Consider the following 21,527-nt stretch of genomic DNA (forward strand, 5'->3'; position numbering starts at 1 on the left):
TGTAGGGGGATCCTGACTAAATTAAACATTGCCAACAAGCACTTATCACTCTATTATTTTGAAAATAATTAAATGATTGGATCGCATTATCAGCCGTAAATAAACTCACAGGATTATATTATGAAGGATGTTCTTATTGTTGATGACCATCCGGTTGTTCGCATGGCGGTCAGGCTGCTGCTTGAAAAAGACAACATGGTAGTTTGCGCAGAGACGGACGACGGTCTGGAGGCGCTGGCGCTCACCAGAAAACACTCGCCTGAGCTGATTATTCTGGATATCGATATGCCCTCCCTGAATGGGATAGATCTCGTCTTACGCCTTCGCAATAACGGCTTCACGGGCGGGATTCTGGTATTAAGCGGCAAAGATCTCGAACATTATGTGAAGCGCTGCGTCAATGCCGGTGCCGACGGTTTTATCAGTAAACGCAATAATCTGACGGAGCTGCAGGACGCGGTGCGCGCCATTAAAGGTGGGTATGGCTTTTTCCCGCTCAATCGTGGACGCCAGGGCTCGGCCAGCGGGGAACTTAGCGATCAGCAAAAAATGTCCAGCCTCTCTACCCGGGAGCTGCAGGTATTAACTTTACTGGCCCGCGGTATGAAGGTGGTTGATATTTCGAAGGTGATGAATATCAGCGATAAAACAGTCAGCACCTATAAGAGCCGGGTATTAGAAAAGCTGGAATTAGAAAACATGATTGAACTCTACGAATTTACCCAGCGGAATAATATCGACTAATACCCTCATGCCCCGTTTACTCGTTTTATTTGCGCTGTTTCTCGGCCTTAACTTTGCCGGTCTCCGGGCCGAGACGGCATCCCCCATGCGCCTGCACAGCAGGGAACCCTGGACGGCGTTAACCTTCTCTCTCGCAGACAGCGACTGGCGTTGGCTCGGGGAAAAAAGAGAGTTAAAGGTAGGTGTCTATGGGCCAGAGAACCCGCCTTTTGACCTTGTGGTGGATAACGACACGCTGGAAGGCCTTTCCAGCGATTATACCGCGCTGATCCTCCAGTCTCTTGGTCTGCGTTTCCAGATTGTCTATTACGCCGACAGAGCGCACGCGCTAAACGCCCTGTCCAACGGCGAAAGCGATTTGCTCATCGATGACGGAGGCGGTCAGCGCCAGCCGGACCACGCTCTATTACAAAGCCGCCAGTTTGTGGCCGATCATCCAGTGCTGGTATCCCGGGAAACGTCGATGTCGGATCTTGATCCCCTGCCCGCCGGAAGCAAAATAGCCATGGCCGATGGCTATCTGAGCGACAGCTGGGTTGAAGCCAACTATCCGGGAATCCGCATCATGCGTTTTCCCTCGGCCCAAAGCGCGCTGGCCTCAGTCGCCTTTGGCGAGAATGATTATTTTATTGGCAATCTGATATCCGCCAGCTATCTCATTGAACGCAACTATGCCTCTACGCTGTCGGTCGTCAATGTCTTTAAAGATCAAAACACCGGCCCACGCTTTATTTTTTCAGCGAACAATGCCCCCCTCCTGCGAAGTATTAACACCGTCCTGGACGCAATGACACCGCGGCAGCACGAGCTAATCTTTGCCCACTGGAGCCAAGGTCTTGGGGTATGGAAACCTGCCGCCCGGCTTCAGCTCACGGACAAAGAGCGACGCTGGCTTGAGCAGCATAAAGCGCTGCGCGTAGTGGTCAATTCCATGGAAGCTCCTTTCACCCTCAGCGACAGCCGAAACCGGTTTAACGGCATGGCGGCCGACCTTTTGCGTTTGATCCATTTGCGCACTGGCATCAACTTCACAATGGTTGAAGCCGCCACTCTGAGCGGAATGGTGGCTATGGTTCAGCATCATGAAGCCGATTTTATCGGCTCCCTGCCCTTCAGCCCCGGGCGGGAAGAAAAAGTGCTTTTCACCCGGCCCTACGCGCGGCCGCCTTATGTGATGGTCAGCCAGAACACGCTGACGACCCCAATGACGCTGGCGGCCACCCGGACCCTGGCCATTACCCCTGACCACGCCCTGACCACCTGGCTAAGTAAAAATTACCCAAAAATCAAACTGATCGTCGTTGAAAATACCAGCATTGCCCTGCAAATGGTTGATGAAGGGCGCGTGGATGGCGCGGTGAATAATTTGATTGCCGCCCGCTATATGATTGACCGCTATTTCCGGGGCCGGCTCACAATAGCCACCCGACTGGGGGAAGAGCCGGCCCTCATTGCCTTTGGCGTAGCGCGGGATAACCCCGAGTTACTGAGTATTTTAAATATGGCACTGGCGGCGATTCCTCCCCGGGATATCTCGCAGCTGGCCACCAAATGGCAGGGGACGCCGGATATCAAGCTTGAAACCTGGCTCACCTATCGGCGTGAGTTTTACTGGCTGGCCGGGATATTAGCCCTTCTGGGGCTTACGTCGGCATTCTGGAATTACCACCTGCACCGGGCGGTGCGCCTGCGAAAAGAGGCTCAGGTGAGCCTCCAGCAACAGGCCAAGTTTCTTGAAACCTTATTTAACGGTACGCCGGTGCCCGTCTGCGTGATTAATACGGCCGGGAAGCTGATCAACCACAACCCCGCCTGGGAACAGTTCTTCCGTCATAACGCAGACGCTGTCTACGCGCTGCAGCCCTCCTCCGCTGGCCATCCTCTGCACGCCATTTATCAGACACAGGCGGCGCAATCAGGCGACGGCGGGTACTGTCTGGTTCCTCAGCGCGGGAAGATCAATAACGGTGTAGAAGATCGCGACGTGATCTATCAGTTTGAGGCTTTTTGCGACACGCGCGGCAGCATAACCGGGCTAATTTGCAGCTGGCAGGATATTACCGACCACCAGCGGCTGCTGGCCGACCTCTCCCTGGCCCGCGAGCATGCCGAACAGGCAAATCGAACGAAAAGTACTTTCCTCGCCACCATGAGCCACGAAATTCGAACCCCGATCAGCGCTATTATTGGCCTGCTGGAGCTGGCGGTGACCCAGCATCACCGGCAAGAAGATCACGAGTCGGTGCGAGTGGCTTATGAATCCTCGCTGTCGCTGATGGGGTTGATTGGCGACATTCTGGATATGGCTAAAATTGAGTCCGGTAAGCTGGAACTGTCCCCGGAGTGGGTGCGGTTTGATGCGCTCACCGAGCCGGTTGTTCGGGTTTTTGAGGGACTGTCGCGGCAAAAAGGACTCCGCCTGCATCACCAGGTTGATATCCTGCACCCGGACGAACTGCTGCTGGATCCGATGCGTCTGCGGCAAATTCTCTCCAATCTGATCGGCAACGCCATTAAATTCACCAGCCACGGCTCCGTTGAGGTACAGGTGCATTGTTTACCCGGCCGGCACGAGCAGGCGATACTCGAAATGGTGGTGACCGATACCGGGATTGGTATTAGCGAGGCGGAACAGCGGCTGATCTTCAACCCCTACGAACAGTCAGAGGCGGGAAAAAAACAGAGCGGTACCGGCCTCGGACTGGCTATTTGCGAGCAGCTGGTAGCGATGATGAACGGGACGATACAGCTGCGCAGTAAGCCTAAACGCGGCACCCGCATCTGCGTGCGTATTCCGGTTCTGACCCGAGAGACGAAAATCCTGCCAGGGAAAAACGCGCCGTTGCCGGGAAACAGTTCTCTGCCGTTGACCATTCTGACGGTAGACGATCACCCGGCGAACCGCCTGCTGCTGAAACGCCAGTTAACGCGGCTGGGGCACACCGTGATTGAAGCTGAAAACGGCGAACAGGCCCTCACGCTCTGGCACCAGCACAATATTCAGCTGGTGATCACCGACTGTAATATGCCGGTGATGGACGGGTTTGAACTGACGCGGCGGCTGCGTAATCAGCAGCCTGGCGGCCTGACTATCATGGGGCTAACGGCCAACGCTCAGCCGGAGGAACGCGTTCGCTGCCTGGCGGCCGGCATGGACAAATGCCTGTTTAAACCGTTGCGTCTGCCTCAGCTGGAAGCGTTACTTGCCGGGATCCCTCGCCTTTCGGGCGCAGCTCAGTGGCAGCCGGATACCCTGAGTACGCTGCTGGATATACGCGCCCTGCGCGAACTTGTGCATGATGATGACGAGATGTTAACCCGATTACTGTGTACCACGCGTGACGAAAATCTGCGTGATATTCAGGTGGCGGGACTCTGTTTCGATGAAGATGACCTGCCGGGGATGACCCGCAGTTTACACCGGATGGCGGGTTCAGCGCGGATCATTGGGGCAATAAAGGTTGCGACCCTGTGCGCTAACCTGGAAAAGCGCTGCGGGCAACCTGGGGGCTATGCCATTGAGGCACAAACGCTGGATGCCGTGCTCGGGGAGGTACAGACGCTGAACCAGGCGATAGATGATTTTATCGCGGCCCAGCCAACGATGAAAAGGCGGTGAGAGCTGGCTCCCCCGCCGGGTTCTCTTATGCCCGATTTGTTTCGGCGCTTTCATCCTCAGACTGATAGCGATATCCCGCGCTTCGGTAACCGGAACAGTACTCCGTCATCGCATTTGAGACCGCGCCGTTGAGCACTATCCCTTTAACCTGAACGCCTTCTCGCTCCAGCCGGGTAATACTCTGGGTGGTTTCCTTCAGGCTGTTAAGCCTTGCCCTTGTCACCAGCAGCGTCAGGCTCGCAACGGATTTACTGATTATCGCCGCGTCGCTTACGGCCAGCACGGGCGGAGTATCGACAATAACCATGTCATAAGTCTCTTTCGCCCAGGCCAGTAAAGCCGGGAAACTTTCTCCCACCAGCAATGGGATGGGATCCTGCCGGGATCTCCCCCGCGTAATAACGTCGAATCCTCCAGCGTGGAAGCGGCTTACCGCTTGCTGACTGGATACATCCCCGTTCAGCAAGGCCGACAGACCTTCCCTGCGATCCAGACCAAACATTTTATGGGCATCGCCCCGGCGCATATCCGCGTCAATAAAAAGCACCTTCTGCCCGGCCTGCGCCACCAGCGTAGCCAGCGATGTACTGAGAAAGGTTTTGCCGCTTTTTCGGTTGCGCCACAAATGATCACCACGTTGCGGCCTGTCTCCATAGTTTCAAACCAGAGGCTGGTCCTTAGCCCCCGGACCTGGGTCAGCGTTTTTCCCGCCACCTTGATGCGGCCAATGTAGGGGTAAAAAATGGTGAGCGGTTCAATCGAGTATTATCGGGCTGCCCTACGATTAATATCACCGACTGCTTTAACTTTTGTAAGCTATGGATGACATTGGCGTCAGCTATAGCTGAAGGGATGACGGGAATCTGTTTGCCAATAACTATTATTTCCCGCCACAAGAGGTGATATAAATATTTAAGCCTTTGCCATGTAGTCGTCCCCCTACATTATCACCATGGAGAGACTACAGGTAACACATCGCCCACTGACTATTTCTGCTGCTCACCTCCCCCTATTATATTTCAACGCAAGATAGCATCACCTTGCGAATAAAGCAGATGTCCGCCATCAGTAATAGCTTTTGTTTGCCACAGGCTACGCAAGCGATTATTAACGCCGGACATCACAGCCCCTTTCACTCGGTTTGAGTGACGGTAAAACATTTAATTAAAGATAAAGGAATTTTGATATGCGTAAATCTTTCTACACACTGGCCCCTGCCGCTCTGCTGATGATGGCCGCGATGGTTCCGGCTCAGGCCGCAGGGTCTAACGGAATTATTACCATTAGCGGGAACGTATCCAAAGCAACCTGTGATGTGGTTATGAGTACCCCGGCGCTTAATATCGGTAACTTCGTCGCCACTGATTTTAGCACGGCAAAAACACCCGTTGCCGGTAGTAAGAATGACTTTAAGGTTGAGCTGAATAATTGCTCAGATCCTGCTGCAGGCGATACAACCGGCATTGCCTCTCTGATTGTTACTGCCCCTACATTGACCTTGCATGATGATATGTTTAATACAGAGTCCACCTCCGACGTCGGTATCATGCTGTCGAAGAAAGGCGAGACAACCTACATCAGTAATAAAGAGGCGGTAAAACTGGCAGAATTTGATGCATCAGCAACACCTACTCCCGATCCCGCGACAGGCGCTAAGTTTGATAAATTGAGCCAGGAGTTTACCGTGGGTCTGGCAAGCGTTGTGGCTAATACAGCCAAGTCAGGAAGCATTGTCACCCCAATTACCTTCCAGTTTGATTACAACTAATTTAAATAATAACCACGGGCGCAGGTTGCGCCCGCATTATTGCCAGGATATAACCATGTTGAATGCTATCAGAAATAGTCTCTCGCTCACCGCATTGCTTACTTTACCGGCTATTTCTCAGGCCGCAGGGTTTGGCATTAATACTACTCGACTGGTATATCCTGCAGATAGCAACAGTATTAACGTCACGGTAAGAAATACCGAATCAACAACCCCTTACCTGGTGCAGGCCGGGATAAGCAAAGTCTCCTCCCATGCCGAACCCGCGCCTTTCAACGTGATCCCGCCGCTGGTTCGCCTGGAGCCGGGCAGCACGCATGATTTACGCATCCTCGCCAGCGGAGCAAATTTACCCGCCGACCGTGAGTCCGTGTTTTATTTCCGCGCCAGCGCCATTCCAGGAAGCAAAAAAGATGAAAGCGGCAACAGCCTGGTTCGTTTTGGCGTGGGCAAAAGTATAAAGCTGTTTTACCGGCCAAAAGGCTTGCCGGGTACCGCGCTGGATGCACAAAAAAACCTGCAGTTCTCCCGCGTGGGCCAGGGCTTAAAAGTCACCAACACCTCGCCTTACCACGTCAGCTTTGCTCATCTCAGCCTTGAAGGGAAAAAACTGCCTCTGGATAAAGCGGACGCCAAAATGATCGCCCCGTTTGCCAGCTATGTCTGGCCGCTGCCCGCCGCGAAGGGCACGGTGAAGTGGAAAACTATCGACGACCACGGGGGTGACAATGCGTTTAGCCAGAAGCTGCCTTGAGGCATCGGCGGGCCTGCTGTTGCTGCTGGCTTTCTCCGGGCTGAACCCAGGTCACGGGTCGTTAACCGTGATCAACTTTTCCGCCAACCTGGTGCCCGGCAGCTGCGATTTTGAACTTGATATTCCCAAACTGCTGCTGGACCCGGTGCGACCTGCAGAGCTTATAGCATCCAGGCTTATTGGCGCTAAAAAAGTGGAGCTACAGATTTCAAACTGCAATGTCTCCACCTCGCTGAAGCCCTTTATCAGCGTCAGCGGCAAGGGGCAAAACCTCGGGAAATGGGCCTTTCGCGATGACGCAACCTCCACGGCAAAAAATGTCGGTGTGATGCTGGTGAAAAGCGATGCCCCGCCGGATTACAGCCATACGGCGTTGACCAACGGCGGGAAAGTCACCTTAGACACGTCCGGCTCGGTAATCCCGAACCAGACCCTGACCTTTTATGCAGGGCTGATCTGCGGCACCACTGCCAACTGCCGGGCGGCTACGCTGGGCGAAGTTAACGCCACCATCGAGTTCACCCTCAACCACCCCTGAGGTCATGATGAAATTGCTGAGTCTTTTAAGCTGTGCTTCGGGCGTGGCGGGCCTTCTGTTGCCGCTGTTCGCCCTGGCCGACGGCGGCGGAATTGCGCTGACCAAAACGCGACTGGTGTTCAACGCAGCCGAGAAAACGCAAACCCTGATCGTCAAAAACAACAGCGACAGAGCCTGGCTTATCCACAGCCGGAGCCTGACCACGCTGGATGGGGTTGACACAGGTACGCCGTTTATTGTCACCCCGCCGCTGTTTCGTCTGGCCGCAGGGAAAGAACAAACCCTGCGGGTTTTGCGCAAAGAGCAGCCGCCTGAACAAGATCGGGAGTCGCTGTTTTATCTCTCAATTAAAGCGATTCCGGCCAGCCAGCAAAGCGACGCGGCGGCCCAGGTCTCGGCGGGCCTGCGTTTTAACCTCAAGCTGATTTATCGCCCGGCAAAGCTGAAGCTCAACAATGAATTACCCGCCTGTGATTTGCGATTTTCCCGCAGCGGGAACGGGCTGAGCGTGCGTAATCCCTCGCCCTACTTTATCACCCTTGGGGTGCTAACCCTGGACGGTCAACCCCACCAGGCCGACGCCTCCCCGCTGATGCTGCCGCCTTTCGGCAGGCAGGTTTTAGACGCGGCGGGACCCACACACCATGTGACATGGCAGGGGGTGAACGATCGCGGCGGGCTGGCCCCGCTCTGCAAGGCCGACGCGGCCCCTACGGAGTTACCATGAAGATAAGCCACACCTTCTCCTGCCTGCTGGTGTTATTCGCTCTGCTGCAGCCTTCATTGGCCAGCGCTGAGCCGGGTCATTCCGGCAAGGGCCTCACTTATTACGTCACCCGCGTGGTTTACCCGGCGGCAGAGAAAAAAGGCGTCACGCTGACGGCGCACAACAAAACCAGCCGGTCGTGGCTGGTGCAATCCTTTATTCGCCCGGTCGACCCGGCCACCGGCAGCATTGATATCCATAACGCGCGCCAAATTAATGCGCCTTTTATCGTCACCCCGCCGCTGGAGCGCCTGGAGGCCAACGGCGAGCTGACCGTGCGCATTCGTCGCAATGCGGAGCCGCTGCCTCAGGATCGCGAATCGGTCTTTTTCATCGCCATGAAAGCCATTCCTGCCGAAAAAACGGACGCTAAACAACAGAGTGAAAACAAGGTCGTGCTGGCGGTCGTGAACAGCATAAAGGTCTTTTATCGCCCCGAAGGGCTGGAAAAGTATGCCATCGAAGATGTTGCCGGGAAGCTGAGTTTCACCCGCCGGGGAGACGCCCTGATTGCCAAAAACCCCACGCCCTACTGGCTGACCTTTGCCCGCCTGAGCGTGGGCAAAAATACCCTGGATAAAGCTCAGCTCCGGCTGATGGTGCCGCCGAAAGGCGAGCAGACCTACCGCTTCCCGCAGGGCGCCGCTGGCCAGATTGAGTGGCAGCTGATTGATGAAGACGGCTGGCATACCGAGCCGCTGAAGCAGGACTAGTGGGGCCGAAGACGCAATGGAAACCAAAATAATGAAACCAAAAAATCCGAGCCCCAAACTGCTCTCAAGGCTGGTCAGCCTTGCGCTGCTGGCCCCGCTGTCGCCCGCGTTCGCCGAGGACTATTTTGACCCGGCGTTCTTAACCTTAAACGGCGTGCCCGCGCAGTCCGTCGACTTAAGCGTTTTCTCAACCTCGGGCAAGGTGCCGCCGGGCAATTACGTTGTGACGGTGAAAGTTAACCGCACCGATATGGGCCAGCACGCCGTTGATTTTGCCGAGGATACTCAGGGCAACGTGGTGCCCCAGCTGACGCCCGTATTTTTACGCGAGGTCGGAGTGAATACCCAGGGGCTGGAGGCGTTTCGCGCCCTTGAGGATGACAAGGCTACCCCGCCGATTGGCGACCTGATCGAGCACGCCAGCGCCCGGTTTAACTTTGCCAAACTGGAGCTTGAACTCAGCATTCCGCAGGTCGCCATGCAGCCGAGTTCGCGCGGCGTGGTTGACCCGGAATTGTGGGACCACGGCGTGCCGGCGCTGCTGTTGAATTACAGCCTCAACGGCAGCCGCAGCAGCCAGCCGGGCGGCAGTGAAAACACCAACCTGTATGCCAGCACGAGTCTGGGCGCCAACCTGCACGCCTGGCGGCTGCGCAGCAACGCCTACTGGACGCGTAGCGTGCAAACCTCGCCGGGTCAGGCGGGGCAAAGTTATCAACATACCGATTTTTCCAATACTTATCTGATGCGAGATATTGCGGCATGGCGATCGGAGCTGCTGGCGGGGGAAAGCAGCACCTCCGGGGACGTGCTCGACAGCGTTCCCTTCCGTGGGGTAAAGCTAAGTTCGTCCGATGAGATGCTGCCCTATGTGCAGCGCGGCTTTGCGCCGGTCATTGAAGGCATCGCACAAAGTAACGCCCGCGTCACGGTGATGCAAAACGGTTCGATTGTCTATCAGACCTACGTCGCCCCCGGGCCTTTCCGTATTGACGATCTGAATCAAACCGGCCAGGCCGGAGAGCTGACGCTGTATGTCACCGAAGCCGACGGCACGGTTCACAGCCAGACGATCGCCATCTCTTCGGTGCCGGTGATGCGCCGTCCGGGCAGAGTAAAATATGAAGTGACCGCCGGCCGCTATAACGGCGGCATTACCGTGGGATCGCGCGAGGCTGAGTTTGTGCAGGGCACCGCCATCCTCGGCCTGCCCTATGATTTCACCCTCTACGGCGGGGCGCTCACGGCGCGGGATTATTTCTCGCTGGTGACCGGCGCGGGCGTCTCGCTGGGGAAACTGGGAGCCGTCTCGGCTGACGTCACGGCCTCGCGCGCCAAAATACCCGGCATGGAAGAGCAGCAAAAAGGTGAGTCTTACCGCCTGCGCTACGCCAAAAGTATGCTCAGCACCGGTACCACCATTGACCTGGCCGCCTACCGCTACTCGACCAGCGACTATTACAGCTTTTCAGACTACAACAGCCTCGGCTATCAGTTGAAAAAAGAGACCCAGCCGTGGGCGCTGGCCCGGGCGCGGTCCACCTTCCAGCTTTATATGAGCCAGCAGTTGGGTGGCCTGGGATCGGTCTTTGTGTCGGCCGCCCGCAACGATTACTGGGGCAAAAGCAAGGTCAGAAATACGCTCTCCACCGGCTATAACGGCAGCTACCGTGGCGTCAGCTACGGCCTGGCCTACACCATCGACAGAACCCGCGGCGACGGTAACTGGCCGGAAAACCGCCAGCTGGCCTTCAACATGATGGTGCCCTTCAGCCTGTTCAGCGCCTCTTCCGCCCTGAACCGGATCTATGCCACCTACCAGACCACCCGCAGCAACACCGGCCAGGTGCAGCAGATGGCCGGCCTCAGCGGCAGCGCGCTGGACTCCAGCCTGTCCTGGGGCGTGCGCCAGGGCTGGAGTAACCAGCGGGCCCAGAGCGACAGCACCTCGCTGAACGGCGCCTGGTCCGGCAGCAAAGGCTCGGTATCGGCGGGCTACAGCCAGACCAGCGGCACCCGTTCGCTGAACCTGTCCGGCAGCGGCGGCCTGGTTATCCATCCGGGCGGCGTGACGCTCAGCCGGTCGCTCGGCAGTTCGGTAGCCATTGTCCATGCCCCAGGCGCGGAAGGCACTCGCGCGGGCGTAGGCGGCACGGCCATTGACGGCTTCGGCTATGCCGTAGTGCCTTATTTATCTGACTATCAGGCGAACAACATCAGCCTCGACCCGTCGACGCTGCCCGATGATGTCGACCTCACCCACTCCAGCAATACCGTCTATCCGACCAAAGGGGCGGTGGTGATGACAAAGTTCAATACCCGGCTGGGCTACCAGGCGTTAATCACCCTGCAGCACGCGGGCGCAGCGGTGCCCTTTGGCACCACGGCCACGCTGGTTAACACCGCCGAAGGTGAACCGATTAGCGGGATCGTCGGCGACGCCGGGCAGGTCTATATGAGCGGCCTGCCGGAGCAAGGCAGCCTGTTACTGAAATGGGGCCAGCAGGCGACCCAGCAGTGCCGGGCCAGCTTTAACCTTAAAAACCAGCAGCCTTCCACGACGAACCCGGTCCGCAGCCTGACGGCTGTCTGCCAGTAATGAGATAATGACAAATGATGAAACGACTAAGGAATACTCCCCACATACTGGCGGCAGCGGCACTATTGCTTTCTGCCGTCCCCACCACGCAGGCCAAAGACACCATCACCATTGGCAAAGGCTCCGGAATTTTATGGGCCGGTTTTCAGCGTACTGTTGGGATATACGGCATGTTAAATGATGGGAAAAGCATGTCTCCCGAGGGTTATGTTTCTCTGTCTGACCAACCTTTCGAATGTATTGAGGCCAGTAAGCTAACAGAGATTGCCGGAGTACTGGCTTACGAAATTGCGCCCGGCGTGGGGATTGCGCCGCGAATCAATTTTTATAGCGAAGTCTGGCAATCCCCTTCAGGTTGGGGGGCAGGAAATAGGGCCATCATCAGTGGGAATTTTACCACCGAAGGGGGACATGCCAATATCAGGGGCATTGCAATGGGACACGAGGAGACGCTACCGCTGCAGCGGCCGTCAAAAACCGATCGGCAATGGTGCTTTACTATGAGCGCATTTGATAATTGGAGCGAACTTCTTGACCCGAATGAAGCCCGCACCGTGAGATTTGAGGGCCACTGGGTCATTGTGGCAGACGGGACGCAGAGGATGCGACGCGGCATCCGTTTCCCGGATATTCACGCGGCGTCTTTTACCCCGGATCGTACGGGGAACATCATGGAATCCTGGTTCCCACCGGGCACCACGCTGCGCATTTCCACATTAGAGTGCAATATTGACACGCCCCGGGATATTAATTTTGGCGATGTGCCGCGGAATATAAACCGTGATGCCAAGCTAAAGGAGCAAACGGTACCCTTCAATGTGGCCTGTACCCAGGATGAAGACACCGAAGATACCAATATAGAGGTGCGCTTTAATGCGCTTAGCGGCCTGTATAAAACGTCAGAAATCAATAAGCTGGCTTTCGGCGATCCTAACGGCGCCTATTTGACCGGGACCTTGTCCGGCCAGCCGGAAGGATTATGCGGCACCGTGAACGGCGTAAGGTTTGATACCACGCCACTAGATTTAGGTAAAATTGGTGCGACCGAAACAAGCAAACTCATCAATAATACGATGACGTGGCGGCTCTGCTCCGGCGGCGACAAATTACAGACAGGAGAGATCAAAGCCTCCGCCGAGGTGCTGGTCACCTTCAATTAAGTGCTGGCGTAACGGGCCAACAAGGAACCGTTACGCCGCTTCTATACCGATAAACCGGGCGATTGCCCGGTTCAGAGCGCTAAGTTTTTGAGTCACGTCCTCAAACCCTGCGTTTATCGCTTCGCGCTCGGGTTCTTTCGCACACCGCTGTTCCAGGGCGTGGCACGCCTCAGCCACGTCGTTCGCCCCGACGATCCGGGTGCTGCCCGCCAGGCGGTGCAGGCTCTGCGCCAGCCCCTCCAGGTCACCTTGCTCCAGCTGCTGCCGGGCGCGACCGGCGTCACGCTGGTTTTCATCATAAGTTGCTTTGAGTAACCCACGGAGCAGCTCTGCGTCATGACTGGCCAGCGCCCTTAGCGCCGGTAAATCTACCAGTATCTCCAGCTCGAGAGCCTCGGCCTGGGCACTGGTTTCCTGCCGGGGAATGCGGTTTAACACCGCTTCAAGCTGCGGGAGCCGAAGCGGTTTGAACAGGCAGTCATCCATTCCGGCTGCAATGCAGCGTTTGCGCTCTTCCGGCTGAGCGTTGGCTGTCAGGCCAAGAATAACCAGCGGGCTGCCCGGCCCGGCCCGGAGCCGGTGGGTGAGTTCCAGGCCATCCATGACCGGCATACTGCAGTCGGTAATCACGAGCTCAAATTCCCCGGCCTGGTACAGTTCCAGCGCCTGTGCCCCATTTTCAGCCTCGGTGACCCGATGCCCCAGGCGCAGAAGCTGCTGTTTTAACAGCAGGCGGTTGGCCGGGTGATCGTCCACCGTCAGAATATTAAGCGGAGGCAGAACGCTGGCCTGCGCCTCATTCTCACCGGCCTGCACCTCTTCGCCGTCCCGGTAGTTAACCGGCACGCAAACTTCGATCCGCGTGCCCTTCCCGGCCTGGCTGTGCAGGGTAATGGTCCCGCCCATCATGGTGACCAGCTGCTGGCAGATAGCCAGCCCGAGGCCGGTGCCGCTCTGCTTTTTCCCCTCTTCTGACTGGACGTAAGGGTCAAAAATGGTGGCCTGTTCCGGCTGGGGAATGCCGATGCCGGTGTCCGACACGGAGAAGACCAGCTGCCCCTGGCCGCCATCAGCCGGGCAGCTGACCTGCACGGCCACCGAACCCTGGGGCGTAAACTTAATCGCGTTGCTGACGAGATTGGACAGGATCTGCCGCAGGCGCATCGGATCTATCCAAATTTCATCGGGATGGAGCGGATCGACATGGCAGCTCAGCTGGAGCCCTTTCTGCCGCGCCAGGCCCTCAAACACTCTGACAATCGGCGCGGCCAGAGAATCAAACCGGACCCATTCCGGGGTAAGCTCAAGTTTGCCGGACTCGATTTTCGCCATATCCAGAATGTCGCCAATCAGGCCCAGCAACGACTGGGCTGATTCGTAAGCCACGCGCACGGCTTCGGCCTCGTTCTCCCGCGGCCCTTTACTGGTAACCGCCAGCTCCAGTAAACCAATAATGGCGGCAATTGGGGTGCGTATTTCATGGCTCATGGTGGCGAGGAAGGTGCTTTTACTGCGGTTGGCCTGCTCCGCCTGTTCGCGGGAGCAGGAGGTTTCCATCAGCAGCCGATCGTGTTCCGTCATATCCTGCCAGCTGCATATCAGCCCGGCGATACGCTGGTTTTTATCCCGGAAGGCCACGGCCTGGTGCAGGATAGCCCGCGCTTCAGCGCCGTTATTGACCAGAAAACGCTGAGGCGAGGCCGCCAGCCCTTCGGGAGAATCGAGCCCCGGTTCAAGCTGCTGCCAGACCGCAGCCAGCGGATGTTTATCCTCGCTCAGCGGCTGCTGCAGAAGGTTACCCGGCATGAGGTCAAAAAAGCGCGCAAACGCAGCATTGCTGTTGATAATGCGGCCATCTCGCCCGATGACGTACACCGGCACCGCCGTGCCGTTAAACAGCGTTGCCAGAAACGTGGCCTGCTCCTGCAGCCGGGCCTGAGCCTCTTTGCGCGATCGGTTGGCGCGCTGCAGGTAATACACCCATACCAGCGAGGTGAGCACCAGCGCCGAGAAGATGGCGGCCAGCCAGTAGAATTCGTGCCGGTACTCAGACCAGGTATTCAGCTTAACGTTGGGCGTCGTCTGCCATTTATTGACAATAAGCGAGATGTCGCGTGGCGGGATATCCGCCAGCGCCTTGTTCAAAATCGAGTAAAGCTCAGGGCTGTCGCGCCCGACGGCAAAACCAATCAGCGCGGGTTTATCGGCGACCCTCGCCGCAATTTTCAGCTGACCCGGGAAGACATTTTCAATCATGTAGCGGGCGCCGATCAGGTTATGTACCGCCCCATCAGCCTTGCCGTCGGCCACCATTTTCATCGCCACGCTGGCGCTCTTCGCGTCGATGAACCGGACCTGTGGGTACTGCTTTTCAAGCTGCCCGCGCAGCACGTTGTCCGGCGTGATGGCCACCGTTTTGGCTCCGCTGATGTTAGCCGGGGCGGCAGGACTCTCTTTGACGACCAGCACGAACTCCGGCTGCACATAGGGGCGCGTCAATAGCAGCTGTTTATCGCGATCCTGGCTGAAGCTGACGGCGGCAAACAGACTGGCCCTGTGCTTTGCCACGGCGCCCAACATATCCGGCATGTTGTCTGCCGTCACGGCGGTGAAGTTCAGCCCGGTACGCAGATGGATCAGCCGCAGCACGTCCGCGGCAATACCCTGAAACTCTTGCCGGGCATTTAGCTGAGTAAACGGCGCGTCCAGCGGATTGATCACCACGCGCAGATCTTTGTTCTGCGCCAGCCACTGCGTCTCGCGCTCGCTAAGCGGCAGCGTGGATTCAAAAAGCCACAGGTTTGGCCCCTGGCTCCAGTGGCGGAATATAACCTTGTGCTCCACCGGCGTAAGCGCCCCCAGCACGGTATTGACCGCCCGCATCAGCACGCTGTTGTCCTGTTTGAAAATAAAGCGCGCGCCGTTGCTTCTGTCGGGCAAAATATCGACGATGGACAGCGTGTTAATGAAGTTGCGTTCTATCAGGAAGCTCGACAGCGTAAAGCCGCCGATGTAGTAATCATTTTCGCCGAAGGCCACCGAGGACATGCCGTTTGGCGCCGTCGGGAATACCGTCACCCTGGTGCCGGGATAGCGCTGTTTGACCCAGGCTTCGCACTGGCAGTTCTCCGCCACCGCAATGCGAGCCCCTTTTGACAGAGTGACCGGCGCGGTAATGTCTGCCTGGCGCGAAACAAGCACCGGGCGATCGGGAATAAACGGCTGACTGTACGCCAGCCCTTGCGGGGCAGTTATCTGCCCGGTGCCGTCATCCACCAGCATATCCACCTTGCCCTGGCGCACGGCATCCAGCGCCGCATCACGGCTGGCGTAATTCAGGATTTGAAACCGCACGCCCAGGTAGCGCATCACCAGCAGCACGTAGTCGGCGGAGATGCCTTCGTAGGTCTGCTCGTCCGGAGATATGTTAAACGGCGGGGTGGCGGGCTGATAAATGGCGATATTGACGAGGCGCTTTTCCCCTAACCAGCGCCAGTCGCTGTCGCTTAGCGTGAATTTCAGCGGGGCGACGGTTTCCCGGCTGTGAAGCGTCATTGACTTCGGCTCTTCCGCCCGCAGGACGCCCAGGGGCAAGCTCAATAAAAAACAGCAAAGCAGCAAGGCGCGCATCACGGCGTCAGTCCAGGTTATGTTTTTGGGTAAAATCGTACAGTTCGATCATCGTTTTCAGGCCGAGCTTGGCCATCAGGCGGCTTTTATAGGTACTCACGGTTTTGTCGCTGATGTTCATCTGGCGGGCAATGTCGACCACCTTGACGCCTTTAGCCAAATGGCGCAGCACATCCAGCTCCTTCGCCGACAGATCGCCCAGTTTGTCTTTATCTGCCGCCGCATCACCGGCGGCAACATCACTCCTGGCCAGATGCCGGGGGAAGTAGCCATAGCCGCTGCGGATCGCGCGCACGGCGTCGCTGAGTTCGGAAAGATTATTCTTTTTGCTGACAAACCCGTCCGCGCCGGCGCTGGCACAGCGGCGAATGTAGTGATCGCCCTCTTTGCCGGTGAGTACCAGGATCCCGCCGCTAAACCCGTCGCGGCGCATTCTTTGCACCACGTCAATGCCGTTGACTGAGGGAATATCAATATCGACGATCACCAAATCCGGGGCATTTTTCCTGACCAGCTGAATGGCCTGCAGGCCATCATCAGTTTCGGCAATAACGGTCAGGTTTTCCTTCTCCAGCACCATTCTTACTGCCAGCCTGGCGACAGGATGGTCATCAACAATCAGTACGTTTTTCATTTATTATCCTGTTGGACTGGGGAAGAAAAGCCAAAGTCACGTTGTCAGTTCGCTTTAATTATCAGTGTAATAGGAGTTTCACGCCTAAGCAATTGTCGCCATTGTCATACTTTCCCTACACCCTTTCTATCTTATTCCTACGCACAATCCAGCGCCGGCTGATACACCCTTAATCTTTTCCTCATTACCCTGTAAGCACTTATATTCCCGCTCGTCTTAGAGCGGCTAATTTGGCTGGAAATAGCTTATGGAAAAAAATATAGCCGAAGGTAAGGCTGCCGCGAAAAGTAACCCGCGCGCTTTAATCTTCGACCCCTGCGGGTATGCCACTCTGGGTCTGGCAGGCCTGTGCGAAAGCGAATTAGAGAGCCAGGTGATTGGCACTCCCCAGACTCTGCCACACTTTCTGGAACTGATGATTGAATCGAAGCCAGATATGGTTATCTGCGGCATTGACCCTCGGGCCAATGTTCTGCCGCAGCTGCTGAACATGCCTTATTACCCGTCGTGCAGGTATGTTTTGCTCACGGACGCCGAATCAGTGGCCCTGAGCCGGGCGCTACAAACGGCCGGGTTTTATGCCGTGATCGATAAAAGCATGCCGCTGCTCAAGCTGACCGGCGTCCTTCGGCAAGCCCTGGTTAATCCTTCCCGGGGAAACATCCGCAGAAATGCCCGATTTTACCTCCCGGAAGAACGGTATATTCTCGGCGCGCTGCTCAACGGCGACCGGTTAGCGCTCATCGCGCGTAAGATGGGGATCCCCTACCGGACGGTTAGTCGCTATAAACATACCGCACTACGCAGAGCCGGGCTGAAAAGCATTAACCAGATTTTGTCTGCATAAACGGGTCGGAGAAAGTTGGATGACGTCAGTATTCATCTGATCGGATAATACGCCGCACATCCTTCTACGGCTTGACCGTCCTTCACTACAGACTGCCGGTCAGGAAATTACTACAGGTATTATTTTTAATAGGCCAGCCTTTAGCCTGAGGCAGACTGATTTCTTCCCCCGGCCTCTTGGTATAAAGTTTGTTCAAATACTCTGCATCCGCATTATTGGGGATCTCAAGTACACGGTCATAGCGAAGGTAATGACAGTCGCAAAATAGTTAAATTCAATCCATGGGTCTATTACTTGGTGGTTCTGTGGTGCCGCCACGGCAATCAGCATATTGTGATTTTTGAGATACCTCCCTTTTCTTACGTTAGGTACTGCTTTACCGTTAAGCGCTGAGCCTGGCTCAGATGCCGGAACTATTCAAAGTTACACGTCCCATTCCTTGTGCGTGCTCACCTCTCGCCACAGCGCAGATAACCAGGTCAGCGAATCATCGATCAGCATCCGCTTTTCGCTCCCCGGCCGCCAAATCGTCACCATAGTCTGGCTAATACCTTCATTGCCCACCACCGTGGGAATCGCCATAACATTTTTCCAACGCACCGCCTCAAAATGAGTCGGTAAAAATCCCCATCCACACCCGGCTTCCATCAGGCTACGCAGCATTTCAAGCTCATTGGCCACAATGATATTCCCGGAGATTTGCAGCCGCCGCGCCATTGGTACGTCGCTTGTGGAGTGCATCACCACCTGTGGCGTCAAAGAAAGGTCAAGCAGTGAACACGGACGTTTGGCTTCTTCAAACAGCGGCTCTGCGGCGTAAAAATCCATGTCGATGGACCCGAGCGCACGCCACTCCATGTCGCTGCCGACGCTGTGATTGTTGGCCTGAAAGAAGCCCAGATCGACCACCCCGCTCGTCAGCGCTTTTTCGCCTTCCGCGCGCGAGGTGCATCTCAGACTCAAACGGATCCCCCGCGTTGCCATCCGCGTAATTAATGCCTTCAAAAAACGGCGGGGTGTAAAGGGGTCGTAGGCGACGCCCAGCTCCTGAACCTCCGTCGACGGCACCTGACGAGCAAACTGATCGAATGCTCTTGCCTGACGCAACAGCAGGTGCGCCTGGCGATGAAGCTGTTCGCCTTCTGCTGTCAGCTGCAGCGATCGCCCCTGGCGGACAAACAGCGGGTAGCCAAAGCTATCTTCCAGCAGATCGATAAGATCGCGCAGCGTGGTGCGATCTTTCTCCAGCTTCATCGCAGCTTTCATCAGGCTGCCGTGTTCCGCAACGGCAGTGAAGGCTTCAAGTTGAGAAAAAGAGTAAGACAAAGACGGCACGTTGGGCTCCTTTTGTCGTGTTTATGGGGGATTATCCCCCATTACGCGTTTTTTATTATAGTGCGGTCATTTTTATACTACATCCATCCCGTCATCCCGCCGGGACAACATGTCTATGGGTTTAACTTAAATAGAGAACGCTATGATTAATAAACATAAATCCTTGCCTGCAAAGTACTGCCTTCTGGCAGGTCTGGTGGCTGGTGCATTCCTATCCTCTCCCGTAATGGCGGCTTGTGAAGGCACCGAACTCACCGCCTGCCCGGCCCCTTTTGATGCAAAACTTCCCGATACCAAAACGATGCTGAGCTGGGATCAAGCCGAGCGTGTTATCGGTTTTCGTAACGATTACCGTAATTATCAGGGCGATGTTTTCCACCACGGCAAATCCGTGCCGTTAGCGATGGCTGAAAAACCACTGACGCAGGCTCGCTATCAGGTCAACGGCAAACTATGGACGCTACAGGATTATATTAAACGCCAGAACGTCAGCGGTATGCTGGTACTGAAGGACGGTAAAATTGCCTGGAAATATCTTGGTGAAGGCAATACCGACACCACACTCTGGACCTCTCGTTCTGTGGGGAAATCGGTGGTGTCTACACTCGTGGGTGTGGCCTTAAAAGAGGGAAAAATCCACTCAATGGACGATCTGGTCACGCAGTATGAACCTGATTTGAAAGGCACTGCCTGGAACGGCGTGACGCTGAAACAGTTGATTCAACACACCTCTGGCGTGGCGTGGAATGAAGATTACGCCAACCCGCAGTCTGACTTCGCCAAACTCACGCAGTGTGAAGCGCACGCGGGTACCTATGACTGCGTCCGCTCGCTGGTTTCTGGTCTGAAACGCGCCCACCCTGCGGGTGAAGTGTGGTCTTACTCCTCCGGCGGTGCATGGCTGCTGGGCGATGTGCTGGAGCGCGCAACGGGTATGACGCTTGCTACCTACCTTGAGAACAATATCTGGCGGCCGTACGGTATGGCGAACGATGGTGTATGGCATGCCTATACCAAAAACCTGCATGATGTTGGCGCACACGGCTTTAACGCCACGCTGGAAGATTGGGGACGTTTCGGCGAATTCGTGCTGAACAACGGCCGCCTGCCGAACGGTAAGCAGGTTCTGCCGGAGAACTGGGTTGCACAGTCGGCCGACTGGAACAAAGCGAAAAACTCCGTCTCTGCGGCGCATCCACAGGGGCTGTATGGCTATCAGTGGTGGAATAACGAAGTGCCTGCCAACGCTAAAAACGTGGTACCAACGCCGCAGGATTCGCTGAAAGGCTCCATGTGGGCGCTGGGGATTTATGGGCAGATGATCATGGTCAACCGTGCGGAAAATCTGGTGATCGTCCAGTGGTCAACCTGGCCGCAGGCGGAACCGTCGTTCAGCGCCCAGCCGCTGGAAGCTTCGCTGATGTTCAGCGCTATTGCGAAGGCATTGCATTAATCATCGGAGATAACCACGCCAGAAATGCACTTTATGCTCTGGCGTTTTCAGTGAGGGATAAAGGTATCCTCTGGAGGGAAAGGATACCGCCCAACAGCTTTTCAGTTGGCGAAGTGAAGATTGTCTAAGCCGTATTCCTTTTTTGACAGCATCCCAGTGCGTCAGAATTCACGCAGGTAATGCAAATGGATGGTCAAGAAATCGCTACTTATCTGCCCTTGCAAACCATCATGGCTTTAGCCTCGTCTACAGTTAACTTATCTAATTCTCGTCGAATAAATCACCCCATGAGCTTTTCGTTAAGGACTCACCTGTTCGCCCGCCTGCGGTTATTGATTTCAGTGGCTGCCGGCGTCGCTTGTTACTTCGCCCTTCCCGCCCAGCTCGGCACGCTGCAGCGGCTGTTGATTGGCTGGAATGTTTTGGCCTGGCTTTACCTGATTTTTATCTGGTTTCGTATGCTGCGAACGGAAGTCTGCGACATCCCGAGAATAGCCAGGGTACAGGATCAAAGCGCCGCGCTTGTGTTGAGCCTGCTTATCTTTGCCTGCATGGCCAGCCTCGTGGCGATTATGAGCGAACTTCCGTCGCTGCGTTCTTTGTCCGGAACCCCGCTTGTGCTGCATATTTTACTGACGGCAATGACGCTGGTCGTCTCCTGGACATTGCTGCCCAGTGTTTTCGCGATGCACTATGCACATCAACATTATTTACATCGCCGCAAAGAGATCACCCCGATGATCTTTCCTGATAAACCAGACGACCCGGATTACTGGGATTTCCTTTATTACTCTTTCACCATCGCCGTGGCCGCACAAACAGCTGATGTGGCAACCGGCACAACCGGCATGCGTAAAATAACCCTGCTGCAGTCAGTTATCTCTTTTATCTTCAACCTGGCGATTCTGGGACTTTCCGTCAACGTGGGCGCCGGGTTGCTGAGTTAATACCCGGGACTGGCTGTCAT

Annotated in this window: 16 protein-coding genes; 12 read left to right on the forward strand and 4 right to left on the reverse strand. The window is 56.0% G+C overall.

The features are described from left to right. Positions 1 to 120: 120 nt before the first annotated feature. Both F3J28_RS06390 and F3J28_RS06395 read left to right on the forward strand, forming a co-directional pair. Positions 121 to 744 (forward strand): response regulator, encoded by a 624-nt coding sequence (locus tag F3J28_RS06390; protein ID WP_166873905.1) that lies wholly within the window; start codon positions 121 to 123, stop codon positions 742 to 744. Positions 745 to 829: 85 nt separating this feature from the next. Continuing rightward, the gene (locus F3J28_RS06395; RefSeq protein ID WP_286177968.1) at positions 830 to 4,363 is read left to right on the forward strand and encodes an ATP-binding protein; all 3,534 of its coding nucleotides are present in this window, start codon (positions 830 to 832) and stop codon (positions 4,361 to 4,363) included. A gap of 25 nt (positions 4,364 to 4,388) precedes the next feature. Here the strand turns inward: F3J28_RS06395 and F3J28_RS06400 are convergent, their stop codons facing one another. Beyond that, on the reverse strand, positions 4,389 to 4,988 hold the full coding sequence (locus F3J28_RS06400) for a polysaccharide biosynthesis tyrosine autokinase (protein ID WP_166873910.1): 600 nt from the start codon (positions 4,986 to 4,988) through the stop codon (positions 4,389 to 4,391). 561 nt (positions 4,989 to 5,549) lie between these two features. On the opposite strand from F3J28_RS06400, the gene F3J28_RS06405 reads away from it, so the two are divergent. The 7 genes from F3J28_RS06405 to F3J28_RS06435 are packed head-to-tail and all read left to right on the forward strand — an operon-like array spanning position 5,550 to position 12,661. After that, complete coding sequence (locus tag F3J28_RS06405) at positions 5,550 to 6,131, forward strand: fimbrial protein (protein WP_166873913.1); 582 nt, start codon at positions 5,550 to 5,552, stop codon at positions 6,129 to 6,131. A 55-nt stretch (positions 6,132 to 6,186) separates the two neighbouring features. Continuing rightward, positions 6,187 to 6,885, forward strand: a complete 699-nt coding sequence (locus tag F3J28_RS06410) for a fimbrial biogenesis chaperone (protein WP_166873916.1) — start codon at positions 6,187 to 6,189, stop codon at positions 6,883 to 6,885. Then, positions 6,860 to 7,423, forward strand: coding sequence for a fimbrial protein (locus F3J28_RS06415; RefSeq protein WP_166873919.1), 564 nt, complete (start codon positions 6,860 to 6,862; stop codon positions 7,421 to 7,423). The genes F3J28_RS06410 and F3J28_RS06415 overlap by 26 nt, the downstream gene beginning before the upstream one ends. 4 nt (positions 7,424 to 7,427) lie before the next feature. After that, entirely contained in the window at positions 7,428 to 8,150 is a 723-nt protein-coding gene (locus tag F3J28_RS06420) for a fimbrial biogenesis chaperone (protein ID WP_166873921.1), read from the forward strand. Then, positions 8,147 to 8,902 carry a fimbrial biogenesis chaperone gene (locus tag F3J28_RS06425; RefSeq protein ID WP_166873924.1) on the forward strand — a complete coding sequence of 252 codons (756 nt, stop codon included), beginning with the start codon at positions 8,147 to 8,149 and terminating at the stop codon, positions 8,900 to 8,902. The genes F3J28_RS06420 and F3J28_RS06425 overlap by 4 nt, the downstream gene beginning before the upstream one ends. A 31-nt stretch (positions 8,903 to 8,933) precedes the next feature. Further along, positions 8,934 to 11,501, forward strand: coding sequence for a fimbria/pilus outer membrane usher protein (locus F3J28_RS06430; protein WP_166873926.1), 2,568 nt, complete (start codon positions 8,934 to 8,936; stop codon positions 11,499 to 11,501). A gap of 14 nt (positions 11,502 to 11,515) precedes the next feature. Further along, positions 11,516 to 12,661 (forward strand): hypothetical protein, encoded by a 1,146-nt coding sequence (locus F3J28_RS06435; RefSeq protein ID WP_166873929.1) that lies wholly within the window; start codon positions 11,516 to 11,518, stop codon positions 12,659 to 12,661. 30 nt (positions 12,662 to 12,691) lie between these two features. Here F3J28_RS06435 and F3J28_RS06440 read toward each other — a convergent pair whose 3' ends face one another. Next, complete coding sequence (locus tag F3J28_RS06440) at positions 12,692 to 16,291, reverse strand: ATP-binding protein (protein WP_166874494.1); 3,600 nt, start codon at positions 16,289 to 16,291, stop codon at positions 12,692 to 12,694. Positions 16,292 to 16,298: 7 nt separating this feature from the next. Next, positions 16,299 to 16,925, reverse strand: coding sequence for a response regulator (locus tag F3J28_RS06445; RefSeq protein WP_166873932.1), 627 nt, complete (start codon positions 16,923 to 16,925; stop codon positions 16,299 to 16,301). A gap of 247 nt (positions 16,926 to 17,172) precedes the next feature. Between F3J28_RS06445 and F3J28_RS06450 the strand changes: the two genes are divergently transcribed. Next, positions 17,173 to 17,772: a helix-turn-helix domain-containing protein gene (locus F3J28_RS06450; RefSeq protein ID WP_166873935.1), complete on the forward strand. Its 600-nt coding sequence runs from the start codon at positions 17,173 to 17,175 to the stop codon at positions 17,770 to 17,772. Between the two features lie 423 nt (positions 17,773 to 18,195). Here the strand turns inward: F3J28_RS06450 and F3J28_RS06455 are convergent, their stop codons facing one another. Beyond that, a complete protein-coding gene (locus F3J28_RS06455) occupies positions 18,196 to 19,107 on the reverse strand; it encodes a LysR family transcriptional regulator (RefSeq protein WP_166873938.1) in 912 nt (303 codons plus the stop codon). Positions 19,108 to 19,249: 142 nt separating this feature from the next. Between F3J28_RS06455 and F3J28_RS06460 the strand changes: the two genes are divergently transcribed. After that, positions 19,250 to 20,560, forward strand: a complete 1,311-nt coding sequence (locus F3J28_RS06460) for a serine hydrolase domain-containing protein (RefSeq protein WP_166873941.1) — start codon at positions 19,250 to 19,252, stop codon at positions 20,558 to 20,560. Between the two features lie 287 nt (positions 20,561 to 20,847). Beyond that, the gene (locus F3J28_RS06465; protein ID WP_166873944.1) at positions 20,848 to 21,507 is read left to right on the forward strand and encodes a DUF1345 domain-containing protein; all 660 of its coding nucleotides are present in this window, start codon (positions 20,848 to 20,850) and stop codon (positions 21,505 to 21,507) included. Positions 21,508 to 21,527: the final 20 nt, after the last annotated feature.

The sequence above is a fragment of the Enterobacter sp. Ap-1006 genome (assembly GCF_011752835.1).
Lineage (GTDB): Bacteria > Pseudomonadota > Gammaproteobacteria > Enterobacterales > Enterobacteriaceae > Cedecea.

Coding starts and splice junctions, on each gene's coding strand:
- F3J28_RS06450 (WP_166873935.1), top strand. CDS start 17,173: ATGGAAAAAAATATAGCCGAAGGTAAGGCTGCCGCGAAAAGTAACCCG.
- F3J28_RS06420 (WP_166873921.1), top strand. CDS start 7,428: ATGATGAAATTGCTGAGTCTTTTAAGCTGTGCTTCGGGCGTGGCGGGC.
- F3J28_RS06390 (WP_166873905.1), top strand. CDS start 121: ATGAAGGATGTTCTTATTGTTGATGACCATCCGGTTGTTCGCATGGCG.
- F3J28_RS06410 (WP_166873916.1), top strand. CDS start 6,187: ATGTTGAATGCTATCAGAAATAGTCTCTCGCTCACCGCATTGCTTACT.
- F3J28_RS06465 (WP_166873944.1), top strand. CDS start 20,848: ATGAGCTTTTCGTTAAGGACTCACCTGTTCGCCCGCCTGCGGTTATTG.
- F3J28_RS06445 (WP_166873932.1), bottom strand. CDS start 16,925: ATGAAAAACGTACTGATTGTTGATGACCATCCTGTCGCCAGGCTGGCA.
- F3J28_RS06460 (WP_166873941.1), top strand. CDS start 19,250: ATGATTAATAAACATAAATCCTTGCCTGCAAAGTACTGCCTTCTGGCA.
- F3J28_RS06405 (WP_166873913.1), top strand. CDS start 5,550: ATGCGTAAATCTTTCTACACACTGGCCCCTGCCGCTCTGCTGATGATG.
- F3J28_RS06415 (WP_166873919.1), top strand. CDS start 6,860: ATGCGTTTAGCCAGAAGCTGCCTTGAGGCATCGGCGGGCCTGCTGTTG.
- F3J28_RS06430 (WP_166873926.1), top strand. CDS start 8,934: ATGAAACCAAAAAATCCGAGCCCCAAACTGCTCTCAAGGCTGGTCAGC.
- F3J28_RS06395 (WP_286177968.1), top strand. CDS start 830: ATGCGCCTGCACAGCAGGGAACCCTGGACGGCGTTAACCTTCTCTCTC.
- F3J28_RS06440 (WP_166874494.1), bottom strand. CDS start 16,291: ATGCGCGCCTTGCTGCTTTGCTGTTTTTTATTGAGCTTGCCCCTGGGC.
- F3J28_RS06425 (WP_166873924.1), top strand. CDS start 8,147: ATGAAGATAAGCCACACCTTCTCCTGCCTGCTGGTGTTATTCGCTCTG.
- F3J28_RS06435 (WP_166873929.1), top strand. CDS start 11,516: ATGATGAAACGACTAAGGAATACTCCCCACATACTGGCGGCAGCGGCA.